General features: G+C 61.0%; 14 protein-coding genes. 11 read left to right on the top strand and 3 right to left on the bottom strand.

Annotated features, from left to right (window positions below):
- On the bottom strand, positions 1 to 4,349 hold a 4,349-nt coding region (locus FHW68_RS23225; RefSeq protein WP_183683306.1), incomplete at its 3' end, for a retention module-containing protein.
- Between the two features lie 358 nt (positions 4,350 to 4,707).
- Here FHW68_RS23225 and FHW68_RS23230 point away from each other — a divergent pair.
- From FHW68_RS23230 to FHW68_RS23280, 11 genes are all read left to right on the top strand, one after another.
- Complete coding sequence (locus FHW68_RS23230) at positions 4,708 to 6,060, top strand: TolC family outer membrane protein (protein ID WP_095631011.1); 1,353 nt, start codon at positions 4,708 to 4,710, stop codon at positions 6,058 to 6,060.
- A 39-nt stretch (positions 6,061 to 6,099) separates the two neighbouring features.
- Positions 6,100 to 8,256, top strand: a complete 2,157-nt coding sequence (locus FHW68_RS23235) for a type I secretion system permease/ATPase (RefSeq protein WP_095631010.1) — start codon at positions 6,100 to 6,102, stop codon at positions 8,254 to 8,256.
- Entirely contained in the window at positions 8,246 to 9,613 is a 1,368-nt protein-coding gene (locus tag FHW68_RS23240) for an HlyD family type I secretion periplasmic adaptor subunit (protein WP_095631009.1), read from the top strand. The genes FHW68_RS23235 and FHW68_RS23240 overlap by 11 nt, the downstream gene beginning before the upstream one ends.
- Positions 9,614 to 9,904: 291 nt before the next feature.
- On the top strand, positions 9,905 to 10,816 hold the full coding sequence (locus FHW68_RS23245) for a TauD/TfdA family dioxygenase (protein ID WP_183683308.1): 912 nt from the start codon (positions 9,905 to 9,907) through the stop codon (positions 10,814 to 10,816).
- Positions 10,817 to 10,831: 15 nt separating this feature from the next.
- On the top strand, positions 10,832 to 11,857 hold the full coding sequence (locus FHW68_RS23250) for an ABC transporter substrate-binding protein (RefSeq protein WP_183683310.1): 1,026 nt from the start codon (positions 10,832 to 10,834) through the stop codon (positions 11,855 to 11,857).
- Positions 11,858 to 11,862: 5 nt separating this feature from the next.
- A complete protein-coding gene (locus FHW68_RS23255; protein WP_183683312.1) occupies positions 11,863 to 12,723 on the top strand; it encodes an ABC transporter ATP-binding protein in 861 nt (286 codons plus the stop codon).
- A gap of 19 nt (positions 12,724 to 12,742) precedes the next feature.
- Positions 12,743 to 13,609, top strand: coding sequence for an ABC transporter permease (locus tag FHW68_RS23260; RefSeq protein ID WP_007906397.1), 867 nt, complete (start codon positions 12,743 to 12,745; stop codon positions 13,607 to 13,609).
- A gap of 158 nt (positions 13,610 to 13,767) precedes the next feature.
- Positions 13,768 to 14,550, top strand: coding sequence for an efflux RND transporter periplasmic adaptor subunit (locus FHW68_RS23265; protein ID WP_095631005.1), 783 nt, complete (start codon positions 13,768 to 13,770; stop codon positions 14,548 to 14,550).
- Positions 14,547 to 15,866: an efflux RND transporter periplasmic adaptor subunit gene (locus tag FHW68_RS23270; protein WP_183683314.1), complete on the top strand. Its 1,320-nt coding sequence runs from the start codon at positions 14,547 to 14,549 to the stop codon at positions 15,864 to 15,866. The genes FHW68_RS23265 and FHW68_RS23270 overlap by 4 nt, the downstream gene beginning before the upstream one ends.
- On the top strand, positions 15,867 to 17,963 hold the full coding sequence (locus FHW68_RS23275; RefSeq protein ID WP_183683316.1) for a biotin/lipoyl-binding protein: 2,097 nt from the start codon (positions 15,867 to 15,869) through the stop codon (positions 17,961 to 17,963).
- A 12-nt stretch (positions 17,964 to 17,975) separates the two neighbouring features.
- Positions 17,976 to 18,473: a GNAT family N-acetyltransferase gene (locus tag FHW68_RS23280; protein WP_183683318.1), complete on the top strand. Its 498-nt coding sequence runs from the start codon at positions 17,976 to 17,978 to the stop codon at positions 18,471 to 18,473.
- 145 nt (positions 18,474 to 18,618) lie between these two features.
- On the opposite strand, the gene FHW68_RS23285 is transcribed toward FHW68_RS23280, so the two are convergent.
- Together FHW68_RS23285 and FHW68_RS23290 are read right to left on the bottom strand one after the other, a co-directional pair.
- Positions 18,619 to 18,930, bottom strand: coding sequence for a DUF6916 family protein (locus FHW68_RS23285; RefSeq protein WP_183683320.1), 312 nt, complete (start codon positions 18,928 to 18,930; stop codon positions 18,619 to 18,621).
- Between the two features lie 53 nt (positions 18,931 to 18,983).
- On the bottom strand, positions 18,984 to 19,571 hold the full coding sequence (locus FHW68_RS23290; RefSeq protein WP_095631000.1) for a phage tail protein: 588 nt from the start codon (positions 19,569 to 19,571) through the stop codon (positions 18,984 to 18,986).
- Positions 19,572 to 19,718 lie beyond the last annotated feature (147 nt).

The following is a 19,718-nucleotide window of genomic DNA, read 5'->3' on the forward strand; positions in this document are numbered from 1 at the left end:
GTGGCGCCGTCGATCTTGACGCTCAGTGAACCGCCACCGGTCAGGGCATCGTTCGGCGCGGTGAAGTTGACGCTGGCGCTGCTCGAGCCGACCGGAATGGTGATGGTCTGGCCGTTCGACAGGGTCACAACCACCGGCGAACCGGTGACTGGCGAAGTCACGGAGGCGGTGTAAACCACGGTGCCGCCTTCAGCGACACTCGAAGTGGCGGTCAGCGAAACGGTGCTGATGTCGAGGGTGTCATTGACGGTGGTCACCGCCGGTGTCTCACTGGCGACCAGGTTTTCGAAGTTGCCGCCGGTCGCGCCTTTGATCGTCGCTTCGACGGTGCCGGTGTCTTTGTAGACGTCGTCTTTCGGTGCATCGATGGTCACGGAGCCGGTGGTTTTGCCTGCTTCGATGGTGATCACGGCGCCGTTGCTCAGCGTGACGGTCACCGGAGTCCCAGCCGCATTGGTCAGGGTCGCGGTGTAGGTGATCTGGCCGCCCTCATCCACGGTGCCGGTCGCCGTCAGTGACAGGGTGGTGGTGTCAGCGGTGTCGGTCACCGAGGTGTCGGCCGACTTGCCGTCGACCTCCAGCTTCTCGAAGTTGCCGCCGGTGGCGCCGTCAATCTTGACGCTCAGCGAACTGCCGCCCGCCAATGCATCGTTTGGCGCAACGAAGTTGACGGAACCGCTGCTCGAGCCGACCGGGATGGTAATAGTCTGGCCGTTGGACAGGGTCACAACCACCGGCGAGCCGGTCACTGGAGCAGAGACCGAGGCGGTGTAAACCACGGTCCCGCCTTCAGCGATACTCGAAGTGGCACTCAGCGAAACGGTGCTGGTATTGAGGGTGTCATTGACAGTGGTCACCGCTGGGGTGTCGCTGGTGACCAGATTCTCGAAGTTGCCACCGGTCGCGCTTTTGATCGTTGCTTCGACGGTACCGGCATCTTTGTAGACGTCGTCCTTCGGTGCATCGATGGTCATGGAGCCGGTGGTTTTACCTGCTTCGATGGTGATCACGGCGCCATTGCTCAGCGTGATGGTCACCGGAGTCCCGGCGGCATTGGTCAGGGTGGCGGTGTAAGTGATCTGGCCACCTTCGTCCACAGCACCGGTCGCGGTCAGCGACAGGGTGGTGGTATCCGCAGTGTCAGTGACCGAGGTATCCGCCGACTTGCCGTCGACTTCCAGCTTCTCGTAGTTGCCGCCGGTGGCACCGTCGATCTTGACGCTCAGGGAACCGCCACCGGTCAGGGCATCGTTTGGCGCAACGAAGTTGACAGAGCCGCTGCTCGAGCCGACCGGGATGGTGATGGTTTGGCCGTTCGACAGGGTGACAACGACAGGCGAGCCGGTGACAGGCGAAGTCACGGACGCGGTGTAAACCACGGTACCGCCTTCGGCGACGGTAGACGTCGCGGTCAGGTTGACCGTCGAAGTGTCGAGGGTATCGGTCACCTCGGTGACCGCCGCCGCTGGGTTGGTCGCCAGGTTTTCGAAGTTTCCGCCCGCGGCGTCCTTGATGGTCACTTCAACTTGGCCGGCGTCTTTGTAGACGTCGTCTTTTGGCGCATCGACGGTTACGGAACCGGTAGTCGCACCGGCCGCGATGGTGATAATCGCGCCGTTGCTCAGGGTGACAGTGACCGGCGTCCCGGCCGCATTGGTCAAGGTCGCGGTATAGACGATGGAGCCGCCTTCGGCGACCGAATCGGTAGCGCTCAGGCTGAGGGTGGTGGTGTCAGCGGTGTCGGTCACCAAGGTGTCCGCCGATTTGCCATCGACCTCCAGCTTCTCGTAGTTGCCGCCGGTGGCGCCGTCGATCTTGACGCTCAGGGAACCGCCACCGGTCAGGGCATCGTTTGGCGCAACGAAGTTGACAGAGCCGCTGCTCGAGCCAACCGGAATGGTGATGGTCTGGCCGTTGGACAGGGTGACGACGACGGGCGAACCGGTGACCGGTGCGTTGACGGACGCGGTGTAAACCACGGTGCCGCCTTCAGCGACGGTGGACGTCGCCGTCAGATTGACCGTCGAAGTTTCGAGGGTATCAGTCACCTCGGTAACCGCAGCCCCCGGGTCTGTCACCAGGTTCTCAAAGTTGCCACCTGCGGTGTCCGTAATGGTCACTTCAACCTTGCCGGCATCTTTATAAACATCATCGGCAGGCGCATCGACGCTCACGCTGCCGGTGGTCGCGCCAGCCGCGATGGTAATGATCGCGCCGTTGCTCAAGGTCACAGTCACCGGCGTACCGGCCGGATGGGTCAAGGTCGCTGTGTACAGAATCTGACCACCTTCGGCCACTTCGGTGGACGCCGACAGGCTCAGGCCGGTGTCATCTTTCGAGTCGGTAATGTTGGTGAGCGCTGGCTCGGTGCTCGGGGTCAGTTGCTCGAAATTGCCTCCGGCGGTGCCGGTGATCGTAGTGCTGACGGTGCTGCCATTGTTGTAGACGTCGTTGGCCGCGGTATCGACAGTCACGCTACCGGTGGTCTTGCCCGCTTCGATGGTAATGACCGAGCCATTGCTCAAGGTCACGGTCATCGGCGTGCCGGCCGGGTTGGTCAGGGTGGCGGTGTAGGTGATCTGGCCGCCTTCGACGACGGTGCCAGTGGCGCTGAGGCTCAAGCCGGTATTGTCGATCGAGTCGGTGATGGTGGTGACTGCCGGCGTGGTGCTTGGTACCAGGTTCTCGAAGTTGCCGCCGGCAGCGCCGGTGATCGTAGTGCTGATGGTGCTGCCGTTGTTGTAGACGTCATTGGCCGGGGTGTCGACGTTCACGGAACCGGTGGATTTACCGGCTTCGATGGTGATGGTCGAACCGTTGGACAGGGTCACGGTGACCGGCGTCTGCGCCGGGTTGGTCAACGTGGCGGTGTAAGTGATCGGGCCGCCTTCTGTGACGCTGCCGGTAGCGGACAAGGTCAGGCCAGTGTCGTCGACCGAATCGGTAATGGTGGTGACCGCCGGAGTCGGGTTCGGCACCAGATTCTCGAAGTTGCCGCCGGTAGTTCCCGAGATGGTGGTGCTGACGGTGCTGCCATTGTTGTAAACGTCATTGGCCGGCGTCGGAACGTTCACGCTGCCGGTGGTCTGGCCGGCATCGATGGTGATGGTCGAACCGTTGGACAAGGTGACGGTGACCGGCGTCTGCGCCGGGTTGGTCAGGGTCGCGGTGTAGGTGATCTGACCGCCTTCAGTGACGGTCGAACCCGCTGTCAGCGTGACGGTGGTGGTGTCGATCGAATCAGTGATAGTCGTTATGGCTGGAGCCGGATTGGGCACCAGACTCTCGAAGTTGCCACCCGCCACGCCGGTAATCGTAGTGCTGACGGTGCTGCCATTGTTAAAAACGTCATTGGCCGGCGTCGGAACATTGACGCTGCCGGTGGTGTTGCCCGCAGCGATGGTGATGGTCGAACCGTTGGACAAGGTGACGGTGACCGGCGTCTGCGCCGGGTTGGTCAACGTTGCGGTGTAGGTGATCTGCCCGCCTTCCGTGACGGTCGAACCCGCTGAAAGGGTGACGGTGGTGGTGTCGACAGTGTCGGTAACCTGGGTCACGGCCGGACCGGTCGGCGGGGTGACCACGATACCGCTGCCGCCCGTGGTGCCGGTGACGGTCACGTTGATCTGGGTCGAGTCGTTATAAACCGTGTCGTTCGGGGCCAGCGGAACGTTGACGGTGCCCGTAGTTTGGCCGGCTGCGATGACGATGACCGAACCGTTGGACAGGGTGATGATCAGGTCCGTCAGCGGCGCTTCGGTCAGGGTCGCGGTGTAAACCAGCACGCCACCGGCTTCAGTGATGGTCGGCGTGGCGCTCAGGCTCAGGGTCGACTCGCGCAGGATATTGGCGCTGGTATCGACAGTCTGGCCGCCGGGGGTGTCCTGTGTTGCCAATACAGCCGTGGCGAGGCCTTCAGTCGGGAAGCCGATAGTCGGGTCGACCCGGGCCGCGGTTGCTTCCAGCGTCACAAAGCTGTGGCCACCACCGATAGAGCCGCCCCCGCTCGCAGCCGCAGGGCCGGCCGCGGTGGCTTCAAGAGCGGTGGTCGGGTCGACACCGGCGGCGATGGCTTGTTGCAATTCGTCAACCGATGGCGCGGCTTGTGCAGTGGCTTGTGCAAGGTCGGTGCTGGAATCCGGATCGCTGCCGCTCCACTGAGTGTCGCGGCCCAGGTCCAGGGTCCGGCCATCAGCCAGTTCCAGCGTAATGGCGCCGGCGGCACCGGTGTCAACCTGATCGCCGACCAACAAACGGTCGCCTTCAACGAGTACACGGCGGATGCCTTCTGGCGACACCGCGAAAACCTGACCAACAATGCTTTTGACGATGGCAACAACACTGCTCATTGAAGACTCTCCGGGTGTCACGTTCAGTTGACTTCCATGAACCGCTCGGCGTGATCGTCGATCGGGGCTGGACGTACTTTCAAGGTATTCGGTACATAAGTTTGACGCGTTAATCGCCAATAAATTGGCTATATTTTTTCGAAATTAACTTTATGCCAAACTATTGACCTTATGGGTGCCATCCTAAACAATCGTCCCTGTAATGTCACATTGATATTTAAGCGGCGACCTGTCCTGCAACGTGTGAGCCAGTTCCGATTTTGAACTTTCCGACATACGGTCATTCCGGTTGCCATCATCCGATGCAGCGCCACGTTCTGCAGTGATTCAAGACAAGAAGTCCCGGGAAATTCCAACTATGCGTTTGCACCTGTTCAAGGCTCTACCTTTCGCCCTTGCCGCCAGCTTTGTTCAGGCGCAAAGCCTCCCCCAGGCCATGCAGCAGGCGCTGGATGTCCATCCGGAAATTCAGGCAGGGGTTAACAGCCGATTGGCCGCGGATTATCAGTTAAAGGCCGCCAAAGGTGGATACTTGCCAAGGGTCGATCTGCTGGGTGGTTACGGTCGCGAAGGCACTGATAGCGTCACCACCCGCGCCGCTGGCAACAGCAACCACTGGGAAACGCTGAACCGTAGCGAGTCAAATTTACGTCTGTCACAGATGGTATTTGACGGTTTTGCGACGTCAAGCGAAGTGGGGCGTCAACAAGCCACCGTTAATTCCCGCGCTTATTCCTTGCTGGGCACCTCGGAACGTACCGGGCTGACCGTCGCTCAGGTCTATCTCGATGTATTGACTCGCCGCGAATTCGTGCGCTTGGCCGAAGATAATCTGAAAAGCCACGAGCGGATTCTTGACCAGATCAAGTTGCGCACCCAGCGCGGTGTGGGCAGCGGCGCCGACCTCGATCAGGCTGACGCGCGCCTGGCCCAGGCCCGCAACAACCTGATCACCGAACAGACCAACCTGGCCGATGCCGAAACCAACTTCCTCAGCGCCGTCGGCCAGATGCCCGATCAACTGGAGCGGCCCGCCGATTTCATGGCGCTGTTGCCGGCCAACCTGAATGAAGCGCGGGCGCAGATGTTGGAAAACAGCCCGATCCTGCGTTCAGCCGAATCCGATATCGCCGCCGCCGAGAAGCAGTACGAAGCTGCCAAGTCGAGCTTCTACCCGCGCTTCGATGCCGAACTGGGCCGCAGCGCCGATAACGATATTGACGGTCAGAATGGTCACAACAATGAATGGCAAGCCATGCTGCGCATGCGCTTCAATTTGTTCGCCGGTGGCAGCAACAAGGCTGATCTGGAATCCAAGTCCTACCTGTCGAACCAGGCGCTGGATATTCGCAACAATGCTCTGCGTGTATTGAACGAAGAGCTGGGCCTGGCCTGGAATGCCTTGAACAACGCCAACGCCCAAGTGCCGATCGCCCAGCAATATGTCGATCGCAGCGCCAGCGTGCGCAGTGCGTATCAGAAGCAGTTCAGCCTCGGCGAACGTACTTTGCTCGACCTGCTCGACAGTGAAAACGAGCTGTTCAGCGCTTCCCGTCGCTTGGCCGAGATCAAAAACATTCAGTTATTTACTCAGTACCGAATCAAGGCGACCATGGGCCAATTGCTCAAAAGTCAGGGCGTGGTCGCACCGTTGGCATCCGTTGTGCAAAACGATGTGAAACCCAAGGTTCAGCTGCCCGGGATGAATTGAGTCCTGCCCCATTTCAATCGTTAGCCAAGAGTGTCGAGCGTGGAATCAGAAGTCAGTGGAGTTCAACTCATTCATGATCCGCGCGCGCTGCATGACGATCCGTTACTGGACGGCCTGCTAGCCCTTTGCACTTTGCACCAGAAACCGGCCAGCGCTGCGATGCTGACCACCGGCCTGCCGTTACCCAAACAACGCCTGAGTGTCGAACTGCTGCCCCGCGCGGCCGCTCGCGCCGGGCTGCAAGGGCGGGTGTTGCAACGCAAGCTGGAGCAGATTCCGGCGATTGCCATGCCAGCGCTGTTGCTGCTCAAGGACGGTCGCAGCGCAGTGCTGCTCGGCTGGCACGGTGAAGATCAGGCCCGCCTGCTGCTGAGCGAAAGCGATGGTGGGGAAGTTTGTGTCAGCCGTGAACTGCTGGCCGACGATTACAGCGGCAAAGTCTTCTTCGCCCAACCCCAACATAAATTCGACGTTAACCACGGCACGCTGATCCCGCGCGCGCGTTCGTGGTTTCGCGACACCCTCAAGCGTTCGCGCTGGCTGTACGCCGACGCCATCGCCGCCAGTTTTCTGATCAACATCATCGCCATGGCCGCGCCGCTGTTCGTGATGAATGTCTACGACCGCGTGGTGCCGAACCAGGCCGAGTCGACCCTGTGGGTCCTGGCCATCGGCATCACGGGCGCTTATCTGTTCGACCTGATCCTCAAGAGTCTGCGCAGCTTGTGCCTGGACCTGGCCGGCAAGAAAACCGACCTGATTATTTCGGCGACGCTGTTCGAGCGCATCGTCGGTATGGCCATGAAATACCGTCCGGCCCGTGTCGGCAGCTTCGCCCAGAACATCCATGAATTTCAGAGCCTGCGGGACTTTCTCGCGTCGCTGACCCTCACCAGCCTGATCGACCTGCCGTTTACGCTGCTGATCTTCATGGTCATCGCCATTCTGGGCGGGCATCTGGTGTGGATTCCGGTGCTGGCGTTTCCGATTGCCTTGCTGATCGGTTATGCCTTGCAAAAACCGCTGGTGGCGACCATGGAACGAACCATGGCCCTGGGTGCCGAGCGCCAGTCGAGCCTGATCGAAACCCTCGCCGGCCTCGATGCGGTGAAGGTCAACAATGCCGAAAGTGAACGCCAGTATCAATGGGAGCAAACCATCGGCACCCTCAGCCGCCTCGAGCTGCGGGTGAAAATGCTGTCCGGTCTGGCGATGAACATCACCTTGCTGATCCAGCAACTGGCCGGGGTGATCATGATCGTCTTCGGTGTGTATCAGATCATCGACGGCCACCTGAGCATGGGCGGCTTGATCGCGTGCTACATGCTCAGTGGTCGTGCCCTCAGCCCATTGGCTTCGTTGTCCGGCCTGCTGACCCGCTATCAGCAGGCGCGTGTGACCATGACTTCGGTCGATCAAATGATGGAGCTGCCCCAGGAGCGCAATTTCGATGAGCGTCCACTCAGCCGCAAGGTGCTGCAAGGCGCCATTGAATGCCGTCAGTTGAACTTCACTTACCCGGATCAGCAGAACCCCGCGCTGAAGAACATCAACCTGATCATCAAGCCCGGTGAGAAGATCGGCATCATTGGCCGTAGCGGCTCGGGCAAAAGCTCCCTGGCCAAACTGCTGGTGGGCCTCTATCAGCCGGACGACGGCGCGCTCCTGGTGGATGGTGTGGATATCCGTCAGATCGACGTCAGCGAATTGCGCCACAACATCGGCTACGTGCCCCAGGACATCCAGTTGCTCGCCGGTACCCTGCGCGACAATCTGGTGTCGGGCGCGCGCTATGTTGAAGACGAACTGGTGTTGCAAGCGGCGGAACTGGCCGGCGTCCACGAGTTCGCCCGCCTGCATCCGCAAGGATATGAACTGCAAGTCGGTGAACGTGGGCAGAACCTGTCCGGCGGTCAACGCCAGAATGTCGCCCTGGCCCGAGCACTGCTGCTCAACCCGCCAATCCTGTTGCTGGACGAACCCACCAGCGCCATGGACAACACCGGCGAAGAACGCCTCAAGCAACGCCTCGCTGCGGTGATTGAAAACAAGACCGTGGTGCTGGTGACGCACCGGGCTTCGCTGTTGTCGCTGGTGGATCGTCTGTTGGTGATCGACCGTGGGCAGATACTCGCCGATGGGCCGAAAGCCGCCGTGATGGAAGCGTTGAAGAAGGGGCAGATCAGTGTTGCTTAAGTCCGGGGTCAAAGATTCCATCCGCCGCTACTTCAAAGGCTCCGCATCGCTGCAAGGCCAGCCCCTTCCCGAGGTCAACAAAGCGCTGATCGAAGACGCCCCGCGCGTGGTGCGGTTGACGATCTGGGCGATCATCGGCTTCTTCGTGTTCCTGATGCTTTGGGCCCATTTCGCGGTGGTCGATGAAGTGACCAAGGGCGATGGCAAGGCGATTCCGTCATCGAAAATCCAGAAAATCCAGAACCTTGAGGGCGGTATCGTCTCCGAGCTGTTCGTCACCGAAGGGCAGATCGTCGAGGCCGGCGCGCCGCTGATTCGTCTGGACGACACACGGTTTGCCTCCAATGTCGGTGAAACCGAAGCCGATCGGCTGTCGATGTTGCTGCGTGTGGAGCGCTTGAGCGCCGAGGTCGATGACCGTGCGCTGAATTTCCCCGCCGATGTGCTCAAGGCTGTTCCCGTCCAGGCCGCCAGTGAAGAATCGCTGTACATCAGTCGTCGTCAGCAACTGCACGATGAAATCGGCGGTTTGAAGGAGCAGTTGATCCAGCGTCAACAAGAGCTGCGCGAGTTCACCTCCAAACAGTCTCAGTATCGCAACGCGTTGTCGCTGCAACGTCAGGAAATCAACATGTCCGAGCCATTGGTGGCTCAGGGCGCGGTGTCGCCGGTGGAGGTTCTGCGACTCAAGCGCGCCGAGGTTGAAACCCGTGGCCAACTGGACGCCACCACCCTGGCGATTCCTCGGGCCGAATCGGCGATCAAGGAAGTGCAGCGCAAGATCGACGAAACTCGCGGCAAATTCCGCAGTGAAGCCCTGACCCAACTCAACGAAGCACGCACTGACCTGAACAAGGCCCAAGCCACTGGCAAGGCCCTGGAAGACCGGGTTAGCCGGACGCTGGTGACATCGCCGGTGCGCGGCATCGTCAACAAGTTGCTGGTGAACACCATCGGCGGCGTGATCCAGCCGGGCAGCGATCTGGTGGAAATCGTGCCACTGGATGACACCTTGCTGGTAGAAGCCAAGATCCGTCCGCAAGACATCGCGTTCCTGCATCCGGGGCAGGACGCCACAGTGAAATTCACGGCTTACGACTACACCATTTACGGCGGCCTGAAAGCCAAGCTGGAGCAGATCGGCGCCGACACCATCACCGACGAAGACAAGAAGACCACGTACTACATCATCAAGCTGCGCACCGAGCGCAGCCACCTCGGAACGGATGAAAAGCCGTTGCTGATCATCCCGGGGATGGTGGCGTCGGTGGATATCATTACCGGCAAGAAGACCGTGCTCAGTTATTTGCTCAAGCCGATTATTCGGGCGCGTGCCGAGGCGTTGCACGAGCGGTGATTCTCGGTTGGGGCTGATGGCCTCTTCGCGGGTAAGCCTCGCTCCTACAGGGACGCGGGCTTCTGTAGGAGCGAGGCTTGCCCGCGAAGACGGCCTCAAAGACGCTGCACTTCAAAAGCCATATCGTTATTCACTAACGGTATTTAAATTTCAATTCTTATACCTATAAAGTCACTCCCCTGCGTACCTGCCGACCAATCGGCGCGCCGCACGACACGAACCAACACGGGGCCTCCGTGAGTTTCTGATCGATGCGCGCCCTTGAGCGCGCTGTGCGTGGGAGTGATTTTTATGTCAGTTGTCTCTTTTTCTCCAAAGCCTGTGTCAACCAGCGTCGCCGCCATTGCGTCACAGCCCTTCGAAATCCGCCCGTTCAGCGGCGCCGTCGGTGCCGAAATCATCGGCCTGGACCTGTCCCGCCCGATCAACGACCGGGACTTCGCCCGCGTCCATCGCGCGCACCTGGATCATCACGTGGTGGTGTTCCGCGATCAGCGCATTACCCCCGAACAGCAGATCGCCTTCAGCCGCCGTTTCGGTGTGTTGCAGATCCATGTGCTCAAGCAGTTCCTGCTGGCCGGGCATCCGGAAATCCTCATCGTTTCCAACATCATCGAAAATGGCCAATCCATCGGTCTTGGTGATGCCGGCAAGTTCTGGCATTCGGATTTGTCTTATAAAGAACTGCCGAGCCTGGGCTCGATGCTGCATGCCCAAGAGCTGCCGTCCGAAGGTGGCGACACGCTGTTCGCCGACATGCACAAAGCCTGGGACAGCCTGCCCGAAGCACTGCGCAAAGCGGTCAAAGGGCGCTCGGCCGCGCATTCCTATACCGCGCGCTACAGCGAGAGCAAATTCGAAGGCAATTGGCGCCCGACCCTGACGCCGGGGCAACTCGCTCAGGTTGCCGAAGTGGTTCACCCCATCGTCCGCACCCACCCGGAAAACGGGCGCAAGGCGTTGTTCGTCAGCGAGGGCTTCACCACCCGCATCGTCGGTTTGCCGGAAGACGAGAGCCAACAATTGCTCGACGAGCTCTACGCCCACAGCGTGCTGCCCCAAAACATTTACCGCCATCAATGGCAGGCCCACGACCTGGTGTTTTGGGACAACCGTTCGCTGATTCACCTCGCCGCCGGATGCCCCAGCCATCTGCGCCGCAAGTTGTATCGCACCACCATCCAGGGCGACGCGCCTTTCTGATTTCGGAGAATTCCCATGTCCAAACGTCTTCCATTTGCACCCTTGGCTGCGGCCATTGGCCTGGGTTTCAGTCTGCTCGCCGGCAGCCTGGTAGCGCCGACTGTGGCTCACGCCGAAGGTGAAATTCGTATCGCCGAACAGTTCGGCATCGTGTATCTGCTGCTCAACGTGGTGCGCGATCAGAACCTGATCGAGAAGTACGGCAAGCAGGAAGGCATCGACATCAAGGTCGACTGGACCCAGCTCTCCGGCGGCTCAGCGGTCAATGATGCGTTGCTCTCCGGTTCCATCGACATTGCCGGAGCCGGCGTCGGCCCGCTGCTGACCATTTGGGACCGCACTCACGGCAAGCAAAACGTCAAAGCCGTGGCCTCCCTGGGCAACTTCCCTTACTACCTGGTGAGCAATAATCCCAAGGTCAAAACCATCGCCGACTTCACCGAAAAGGACCGCATTGCGGTGCCGGCGGTTGGGGTCTCGGTGCAGTCGCGCTTCCTGCAATACGCGGCGGCCAAGCAATGGGGCGACAAGGAATTCAATCGCCTCGACAAGTACACCATCGCCGTTCCGCACCCGGATGCCACCGCGGCACTGATCGCTGGCGGTACCGAGTTGAGCGGGCATTTCTCCAACCCGCCGTTCCAGGATCAGGCGCTGCAAAACCCTAACGTGCATGTGGTGCTGAACACCTATGACTTGCTGGGTCCGAACTCGCCGACCGTGCTGTTCGCCACCGAGAAATTCCGCAACGAAAACCCGAAAACCTACAAAGCCTTCATCGCCGCACTGACCGAAGCGGCCGAGTTTGCGCAGAACGATAAAGGTGCGGCGGCCGACACTTATATCCGCGTCACCAAGGCCAAAATCGATCGTGCGGCGTTGCTGAAAATCATCGACAACCCGCAGTTCGAGTTCAGCATCACACCGAAAAATACCTACCCGTTGGCCGAGTTCCTCTATCGCGTTGGCGCGATCAAAAACAAGCCGGATTCGTGGAAGGATTACTTCTTCCAGGACACCACACCGCTGCAAGGGAGCTGACCGATATGAACGCCCCTTTGCAAGGCCACACGGCCAGCAAACCGATCACGGCAGCTCAAGCGCTGCTGTCGGTCGACCAGGTCAGCCTGGAATACCGCACGCCTGCGCGGGTGGTTCGAGCGACCCATCAGGTCAGTTTCGAGATCGATTCGGCGGATCGCTTTGTGCTGCTCGGTCCTTCGGGGTGCGGCAAGTCGACGTTGCTCAAAGCCGTTGCCGGGTTCATCCCGCCCTGTGAGGGTGAGATTCGCCTGCAAGGCCAGCGGGTCGATGCGCCTGGGCCAGACCGGATCGTGGTGTTCCAGGAGTTCGATCAACTGCCACCGTGGAAGACCGTCAAACAGAACGTGATGTTTGCGCTGCTCGCTTCCAGAACCCTCAAACGCAAAGAGGCTGAGGAGCGGGCGCTGCACTATCTGGACAAGGTCGGTCTGGCGGCGTTTGCCGATGCCTACCCGCATACCTTGTCTGGTGGCATGAAAGCTCGCGTGGCCATTGCTCGCGCCTTGGCCATGCAGCCGAAGATCCTGTTGATGGACGAGCCCTTCGCGGCCCTTGATGCGCTGACCCGACGCAAGATGCAGGAAGAGTTGTTGCTGCTCTGGGAAGAGGTGCGTTTCACGCTGCTGTTCGTCACTCACTCCATCGAAGAAGCGTTGGTGGTGGGCAATCGGATCTTGCTGCTGTCGCCCCATCCGGGTCGGGTGCGGGCGGAAGTCCACAGTCATCAATACGACTTGCACAGTTTGGGTGGCGTGGCGTTCCAGGAATCGGCGCGGCGGATTCATCGGCTGTTGTTCGATGAAGGTCAGTCGGCGGAAACCGAGCGTGCGCTGGATTTCGCCGACATTCGCATCGCTTATTGAGCCATTGGAGGATTGCCCGATGAGCCATTCATCATCTGCGCGTAAAGAGTACGAAACTGTTTTGCAGCCGCTGACCAGCGTACCGCTGGAGCGTGAATTGCCGCTCGGCCAGCGTCTCTGGCAGCAAGGCTGGCTACGTAAAAGCCTGATCCTGATTTTGCTCGCGGTGCTTTGGGAGGCCGTCGCCCGTTACCAGAATAACGACCTGCTGCTGCCGAGCTTTTTGCAAACCGCCAGCGCACTGCAGGACGGCCTGCTCAGTGGCGAACTGCTGGGCAAGGTGTGGATTTCGCTGGTTGTTTTGCTCAAGGGTTACCTGATCGGCATCGTTCTGGCGTTTGTCCTGACGACACTGGCGGTGTCGACCCGGTTCGGTCGCGATCTGCTGAGTACGCTGACCTCGATGTTCAACCCATTGCCCGCGATTGCGCTGTTGCCCTTGGCGCTGCTGTGGTTTGGCCTGGGGCAGAACAGCCTGATTTTTGTACTGGTGCATTCGGTGCTCTGGGCGTTGGCTTTGAACACCTATGCCGGGTTTCTCGGTGTCTCGGAAACCTTGCGCATGGCCGGGCGTAATTACGGCCTCAAGGGCATGCGTTTCGTGTTGTTCATCCTGATTCCGGCTGCACTGCCGTCGATTCTTGCCGGGCTGAAAATCGGCTGGGCCTTCGCCTGGCGTACGCTGATCGCTGCTGAGTTGGTGTTTGGCGCGACCAGCGGCAAGGGCGGTTTGGGTTGGTACATCTTCCAGAATCGTAATGAGCTGTACACCGACAAGGTGTTTGCCGGGTTGGCGGTGGTGATCCTGATTGGGTTGCTGGTGGAGAATCTGGTGTTTGATACGTTGGAGCGGGTGACGGTGAAGCGGTGGGGGATGCAGCGCTGAGTTTTGCGGTGACTGATCTGGCGCCATCGCGAGCAAGCCCGCTCCCACAGGGTTCTGTGTCGAACACATAGTCCGCTTCCATTGAAGATCACTGTGGGCGAGCTTGACGCTCACCCCCGCTGTCGTAGACTCCGCTCATCCGTCAGGGAGTTACGGTTATGCGGCGTTTTCGTGTTTGGGTTGCGGGATTGACCTTTGTAACGTGCGTAGTACAGGCGCAAACGCCTGCGCCAGATGATCCGCTGCTGGAAAACAGCGCGGTTGGCGCGAATGCGTCGGCCGGCAGTGAAGCCCGTGGTGTGCTGCGAGCCCGGGATCAGGCGGTGCTGGCCAGCGAGTTGTCGGGACGCATTGTCGAGTTGCCGTTCAGTGAAGGCGAGTCGTTCAAAAAGGGCGACACCCTGGCGCGGTTTGACTGTTCGGCTTATCAGGCTCAACTCAATGCGGCTCAGGCCGCCAGCCGTGGTGCGGGTGAAGAACTGGCGCACAACAAACAACTGGCGGCGTTAAATTCGGTCGGGCGCTTTGAAGTGGCGCGGGCCGAAGCAAAGGTCAGCGAGACTCAGGCGCAGTCTCAGGTCTATCAGGTTCAGGTCAAACGCTGCAGCGTGGTGGCGCCATTCGATGGTCAGGTCGTCGAGCGCAAGGTCAAGCGCTATGAAAGCGTTGCCGCCGGCGCGCCGCTGCTGGACGTGGTCGATAACCGCACCCTGGAAATTCACCTGTTGGTGCCGTCGCGCTGGATGGGCAAGCTCAAGCCCGGCCAGACCTTCAGTTTTGTCCCCGATGAAACCGGTCAGCCGCTGGATGCCACGGTCAAACGCCTGGGCGCTCGAATCGACGAAGGCAGCCAGACCTTGCTGCTGGTGGCGGCGTTGCCCAATGCCAACGGTCTGTTGGCCGGCATGAGCGGAACGGCGCATTTCGCGGAGTTCAAATGAACGCCCCGGTGACCGGCGGCGCCGAGCAGGTGTTCGCCAGGTTTCTCGATCTCGAACGCCAGACCCGCGCCGCGCGCACGCCTTCGCAACTGGCTTACAGCCTGGTCAACGACGGCCAGGCGCTGTTCGGTTTCCGCCATGCCGCGCTGTTGATTGCCGGCAAAGTGCAGGCGGTGACGGGCGTCAGTGCCGTGGACCCGAATGCGCCGTTCGTGGCGTTTGTCGAACAAGCTGTCGCGCAGCTGTTCAAGCTTGATGTGTTGAAACAGGCGCGGGTGATTGCGCCCGATCTTCTCAGCGAATCGATTCTGGCCGATTGGCAAAGCCTGTCAGCCGCTCAGGTGTTCTGGCTGCCGCTGATCGATCCTCAGGGCGAGGTGTTCGGCGGCCTGTGGCTGGCGCGGGATGTGCCGTGGAACCCTTCCGAACAAGTGCTGTTGTCGCAACTGGGCGACACCTACAGCCATGCCTGGCTCGCGCAGCAACCGCGCAAACCCTGGCGGTTGCGCTGGACGCGCAAGCGTCAGATGGCGCTGGTTGCCGTGTTGTTGCTCGGGCTATTGATCCCGGTGCGCCAATCAGTGTTGGCCCCGGCCGAAGTCGTCCCATTGGGCGGTCGGGTGGTCGCGGCGCCGCTGGACGGCGTGATCGCCGAATTCCTCGTCAAACCTAACCAGACGGTAAAAACCGGCGACCTGCTGCTGCGCTTCGAAAGCACCACGCTCAAGGCTCAGGCCGATGTGGCCGGGCGCGCCCTGGGCGTTGCCGAAGCGGAACTCAAGGCCAATTCCCAACGCTCCTTCGCCGATGCCGAATCCAGTTCGAAAATCGATCTGCTGGCGGCGCGAGTCGAGCAAAAGCGCGCCGAACGGGATTACGCCCGGGAGCTGCTCAAACGCAGCGAAGTACGCGCCGAGCGGGACGGTATCGCGGTGTTTGCCGACGCCGAGCGCTGGACCGGCAAACCGGTGCAAACCGGCGAGCGGCTGATGGAGATCGCCGACCCGAACCAGGCCGAGTTGCGCATCGAGTTGGCCGTGGGCGATGCAATTGCCCTGGAACCGGGCGCACAAGTCGCGCTGTTTCTCGACAGCGATCCGCTGCAGCGGCACTTGGCCAAACTCGAACGTTCGGCCTACGAAGCACAGCCCACCGCGGCCGGGCAACTGGCTTATCGGCTGGATGCGACGTTCGAGGCTGCGCCGCCACGCATCGGCCTGCGCGGCACCGCGAAAGTCTTCGGCGACCGTGCGCCATTGGCGTTGTACCTGTTGCGTCGACCGCTGGCCGCGTTGCGTCAGAGCGTGGGCCTGTAGATGAATTTGCCGAGCCTGCGGGCAGACCTGCAATTGTCGACGGCGGCTCCGGCCCTCGACGGGTCGCCGCGCTGGACCCTGGCCGACCCGGTGCGCGGGCGCTATTTCAAACTCGGTGCGGCGGCGATGCGCCTGCTGCGCCATTGGTCCCTGGGCGATCCGGAACACGTGCTGCGTGCCGCCAACCGCGAACCGGGGCTGCCACTGGATGACGTGGCGCTTGAGCAATTGCTGGCGTTTTTGCGCGGCCACGACCTGATCAGCGCTCTCGACCCGTCGCAGCGCGCCAGTTACAGCCTGAAGGCCGCGGCCCAGCGCCAGAGCCTGTGGCAAATCCTGCTGCACCAATACTTGTTTTTCCGGATTCCGCTGTGGCGCCCGGACGCCTTTCTCAATCGCGCCTGGCCGTGGCTGGAGCGTTTCGGCCCGCGTGCATTGCGCTACGGATTACCCGTGACGCTGGGGCTCGGGGTGTTTCTGGTATCGCGGGACTGGCAGCGGTTTATCGCCACCTTTCCGCACCTGTTCAGCCTCGGCGGTGCCTTGGCGTTCGCTGTGGCGCTGTTTTTCGCCAAGCTGTGCCACGAGTTCGGTCACGCCTTCATGGCCAAGCGTGCCGGTTGTCGAGTGCAGAGCATGGGCGTGGCGTTCATGGTGCTGCTGCCGATGTTTTACACGGACGTCAGCGATGCCTGGCGCGTCAATGATCGCCGTGCGCGGTTGCTGATCGGTGCCGGCGGGGTGCTGGCGGAACTGGTGTTGGCGTGTATTGCGCTGCTGGCCTGGTCCCTGTTGCCTGACGGCCCCGGACGCACGGCGGCGTTCATGCTCGCCAGTGCGACCTGGATCACCACACTGGTGATCAACCTCAACCCGTTCATGCGTTTCGACGGCTACTTCTTGCTCAGTGATTTCTGGGAAGTGGACAACCTTCAGGGGCGGGCCTTTGCCTTGTGCCGCTGGCGGCTGCGCGAGGTTTTATTCGGCTACGCAGCCCCGGCGCCGGAGCCGTGGTCGCCGAAGATGCAGCGGCGTTTGTTGCTCTGGGGGTATGGCGCGTGGCTGTGGCGGGCGGTGCTGTTTTTCGGCATTGCGCTGGCGGTCTACCACCTGTTCTTCAAAGTGTTGGGGATTTTCCTGATGCTGGTGGAACTGGTGTGGTTCATCTTCCTGCCGATCCTGAGTGAGTGGCGGCAATGGTGGAGCCGTCGCGAACAGGCGCATGCGCCTAGGGTACTGCTCAGCGGTCTGACGTTGCTTGGGCTGTTGCTGCTGTTGGCGTTGCCATGGCGCAGCGCGGTGGAGTTGCCGACGATGCTTGAGGCCGGACGCGCCAGCGCTCTGCACGCGCCGGTGGCGGCGCGGATCAAAACGGTGAACGTGCATGATGGCCAGATCGTCGCTCAAGGTGAGGTGCTGATCGAACTGGAGTCCCCGGATCTGGATTCACGCCAGGCCATCGTCCGTCGTGAAATCCAGATTCAGCAATTACAGATGCGTCGCCAGGCCGGCCGTAGCGAAACTGCCGCCGACGCCGGAATCGTCGAGCAGCGCCTGGCCGAAGCCGTGGCCGAATATCGCGGCCTGGCCGCTCAGCGCGAACGCCTGCTGCTGCGCGCGCCCCACGGTGGCAAGGTGCGCGATCTGTTGCCACAGTTAAGCGTCGGCCGCTGGCTTTCGACCAAAGATCCTTTGGCGCGGGTGGTTGAAGACGGCGCGCGGTTGCGCGGTTATCTGGCCGAAGCCGAACTCTGGCGTGTCGCCCCGGGAGCCAGCGGACGGTTCATCGCCGACGATCCGATGCACCCGGCGATCGCCGTGCAATTGAGCGAAATTGACACCAACGGCGTGGCTTATGTCGATCAGCAAGCGCTGACCTCCGATCACCACGGGCCGATTGCCGTGCGCCGCGATCAGCATCAGCGCGCCGAGCCGGTGCAGGCGCAGTACGGCGCGCGGTTGAGCCTTCTGGAAAATACCCCGACGCCGGTGCAGCCGTTGCGCGGCATTGTGGTGTTGCAGGGCAGTGGCGAGTCGTTATTGGGAGTCGCCTGGCGGCGCCTGGCCGCGTTGGGGGTCAGGGAAAGCGGTTTTTAAGGGAGAACAGCGATGGCGAATATTGATTCAGTGGCCGCGGACGGCCTGGTGGTCCGGCCTTCGCGAACCAGCGATAGCCCTTTTCTGCACAGCCTTTATCAAGCGGCGCGGCCGGATCTGCAATGGATCGACGGTGAGCAGGAAGTGGTTGAGCAGGTGGTCGCCCAGCAATTCAGGGTGCAGGAACAAGGGCTGGGGGAGAACTTTCCCAATGCGATGCATTACGTGATCGAGAAACTCGACACAGCCATCGGCGCACTGACCACCGACTTCGGCCCCAACGAAATTCGCGTGCTGTACCTGGCGTTTATCCCCCAGGCCCGCGGCAAGGGGTACGGTCGGACGGTGCTGCAAGGCGTACAAAAAGCTGCGCAGCAAATTCGCTGCCCGGTGGCGACGGTGGTCTGGGCCAATAACCCCCATGCTCGCCAGCATTACCTGGCGCTGGGGTTTCAGATTGAAGAACGCAATCCGGCGGCGGAGCGGTTGGTGTGGTACCCACAGGGTTGAACCCACCGCCGATCAACTGTGGGTGCGCCTTGTGTGGCGAGGGGGCTTGCCCCCGTTCGAGTGCGCAGCGCTCGCAGATCCTGGGTCCGCTGCGCGGCCCAACGGGGGCAAGCCCCCTCGCCACAAACCCGCTCCCACAAAGTTCTCAGTTGAACGCGATGTAGAAATACCCCCGTTGCGGATCACGCCCCATGGCTGGCACTCGCGACACAAAAATACCTTCTACCTGACCCAGTTCCGGCAACTCCATCACACACAAGCCATCGACAAAATCAGTGGGTTGCAGGCTAGTGAACTCGACGCTGAACGGCTTGCGCTCGCTGTTGGGCAGCTGTGAGCGGGGCGTTTCTGCAAGGGTTTCGATATGGATCGGCAATTCACTGCCATCGGGCAGCCGCAGCGTCCCCGTTTTGCCCAGCAGTGCCTGAAAATGGCGGCTTTGAACCTGTTGCAGCATGGCATCACTCCATAAGCAAAGTGGCCGGAGGATTTGAACCCCCGGCCAGACCCTCAGTTACGCGAAGGGAAAAGACCGCTCAGGGCGATGCTGAAGTTGAGCACCAGGAACGGGTTCATCACCGCCATGGGCAAGCCGTTGCCGGCGGACGAGATTTCTCCCGTCACCGTCGTGGCTACGCCCTTGAGCGGCACGGCTGCGGCGCCTTGCTGATCGGAGTAGATACTCGCCGAGCCCGGCCCGCCGCTCGAGGCGCCGATGTACGAGTTGGTTGCGGTCGGGTTGGTGACCGGATTACTCGCCGGGCTGGCCAATTGCAGGGTAGTGGTGGCAGTGAGCCCGGACAGAGCGTGGGTGTGGTTGGGCAGGTTATTGATGGTCGCGGTGACGTTCTCGGTGCCAGAGACTTCGCCGATGACCCGCGGGGTCAGGCCCAAGCCGTTGCCCATGGCGACTGGCATGCGACCCTGCAGGTCGGGCAGCATGAAATTGGTGGTGCCATTGCCTCCGTAGTAGGTTCCCAGCAGTGCGAAAACCGTGTTGTATTGCGAGATGCTCAGCGTCTGGCCGTTGCACAGGGCCCAGCCGTTGGGGGCGAAGTTAAAGGCGAAAGACTGGATAGTGCCGATGAATACTTCCATGGTTCCTCATCCCTCAGGTTAGTGTCTGATGCGTCACGTTGCAGGCCCGGTTACGGGCAGTTCGCGCTATCAGCCGACTCCTTTCATCTCCATGGCTGGTTCACGCCACGCCAAAGCGTAGACGCTGATCGGAATGATTGCCGGACG

Source organism: Pseudomonas sp. Tn43, from assembly GCF_014192635.1.
Taxonomy (GTDB): domain Bacteria; phylum Pseudomonadota; class Gammaproteobacteria; order Pseudomonadales; family Pseudomonadaceae; genus Aquipseudomonas.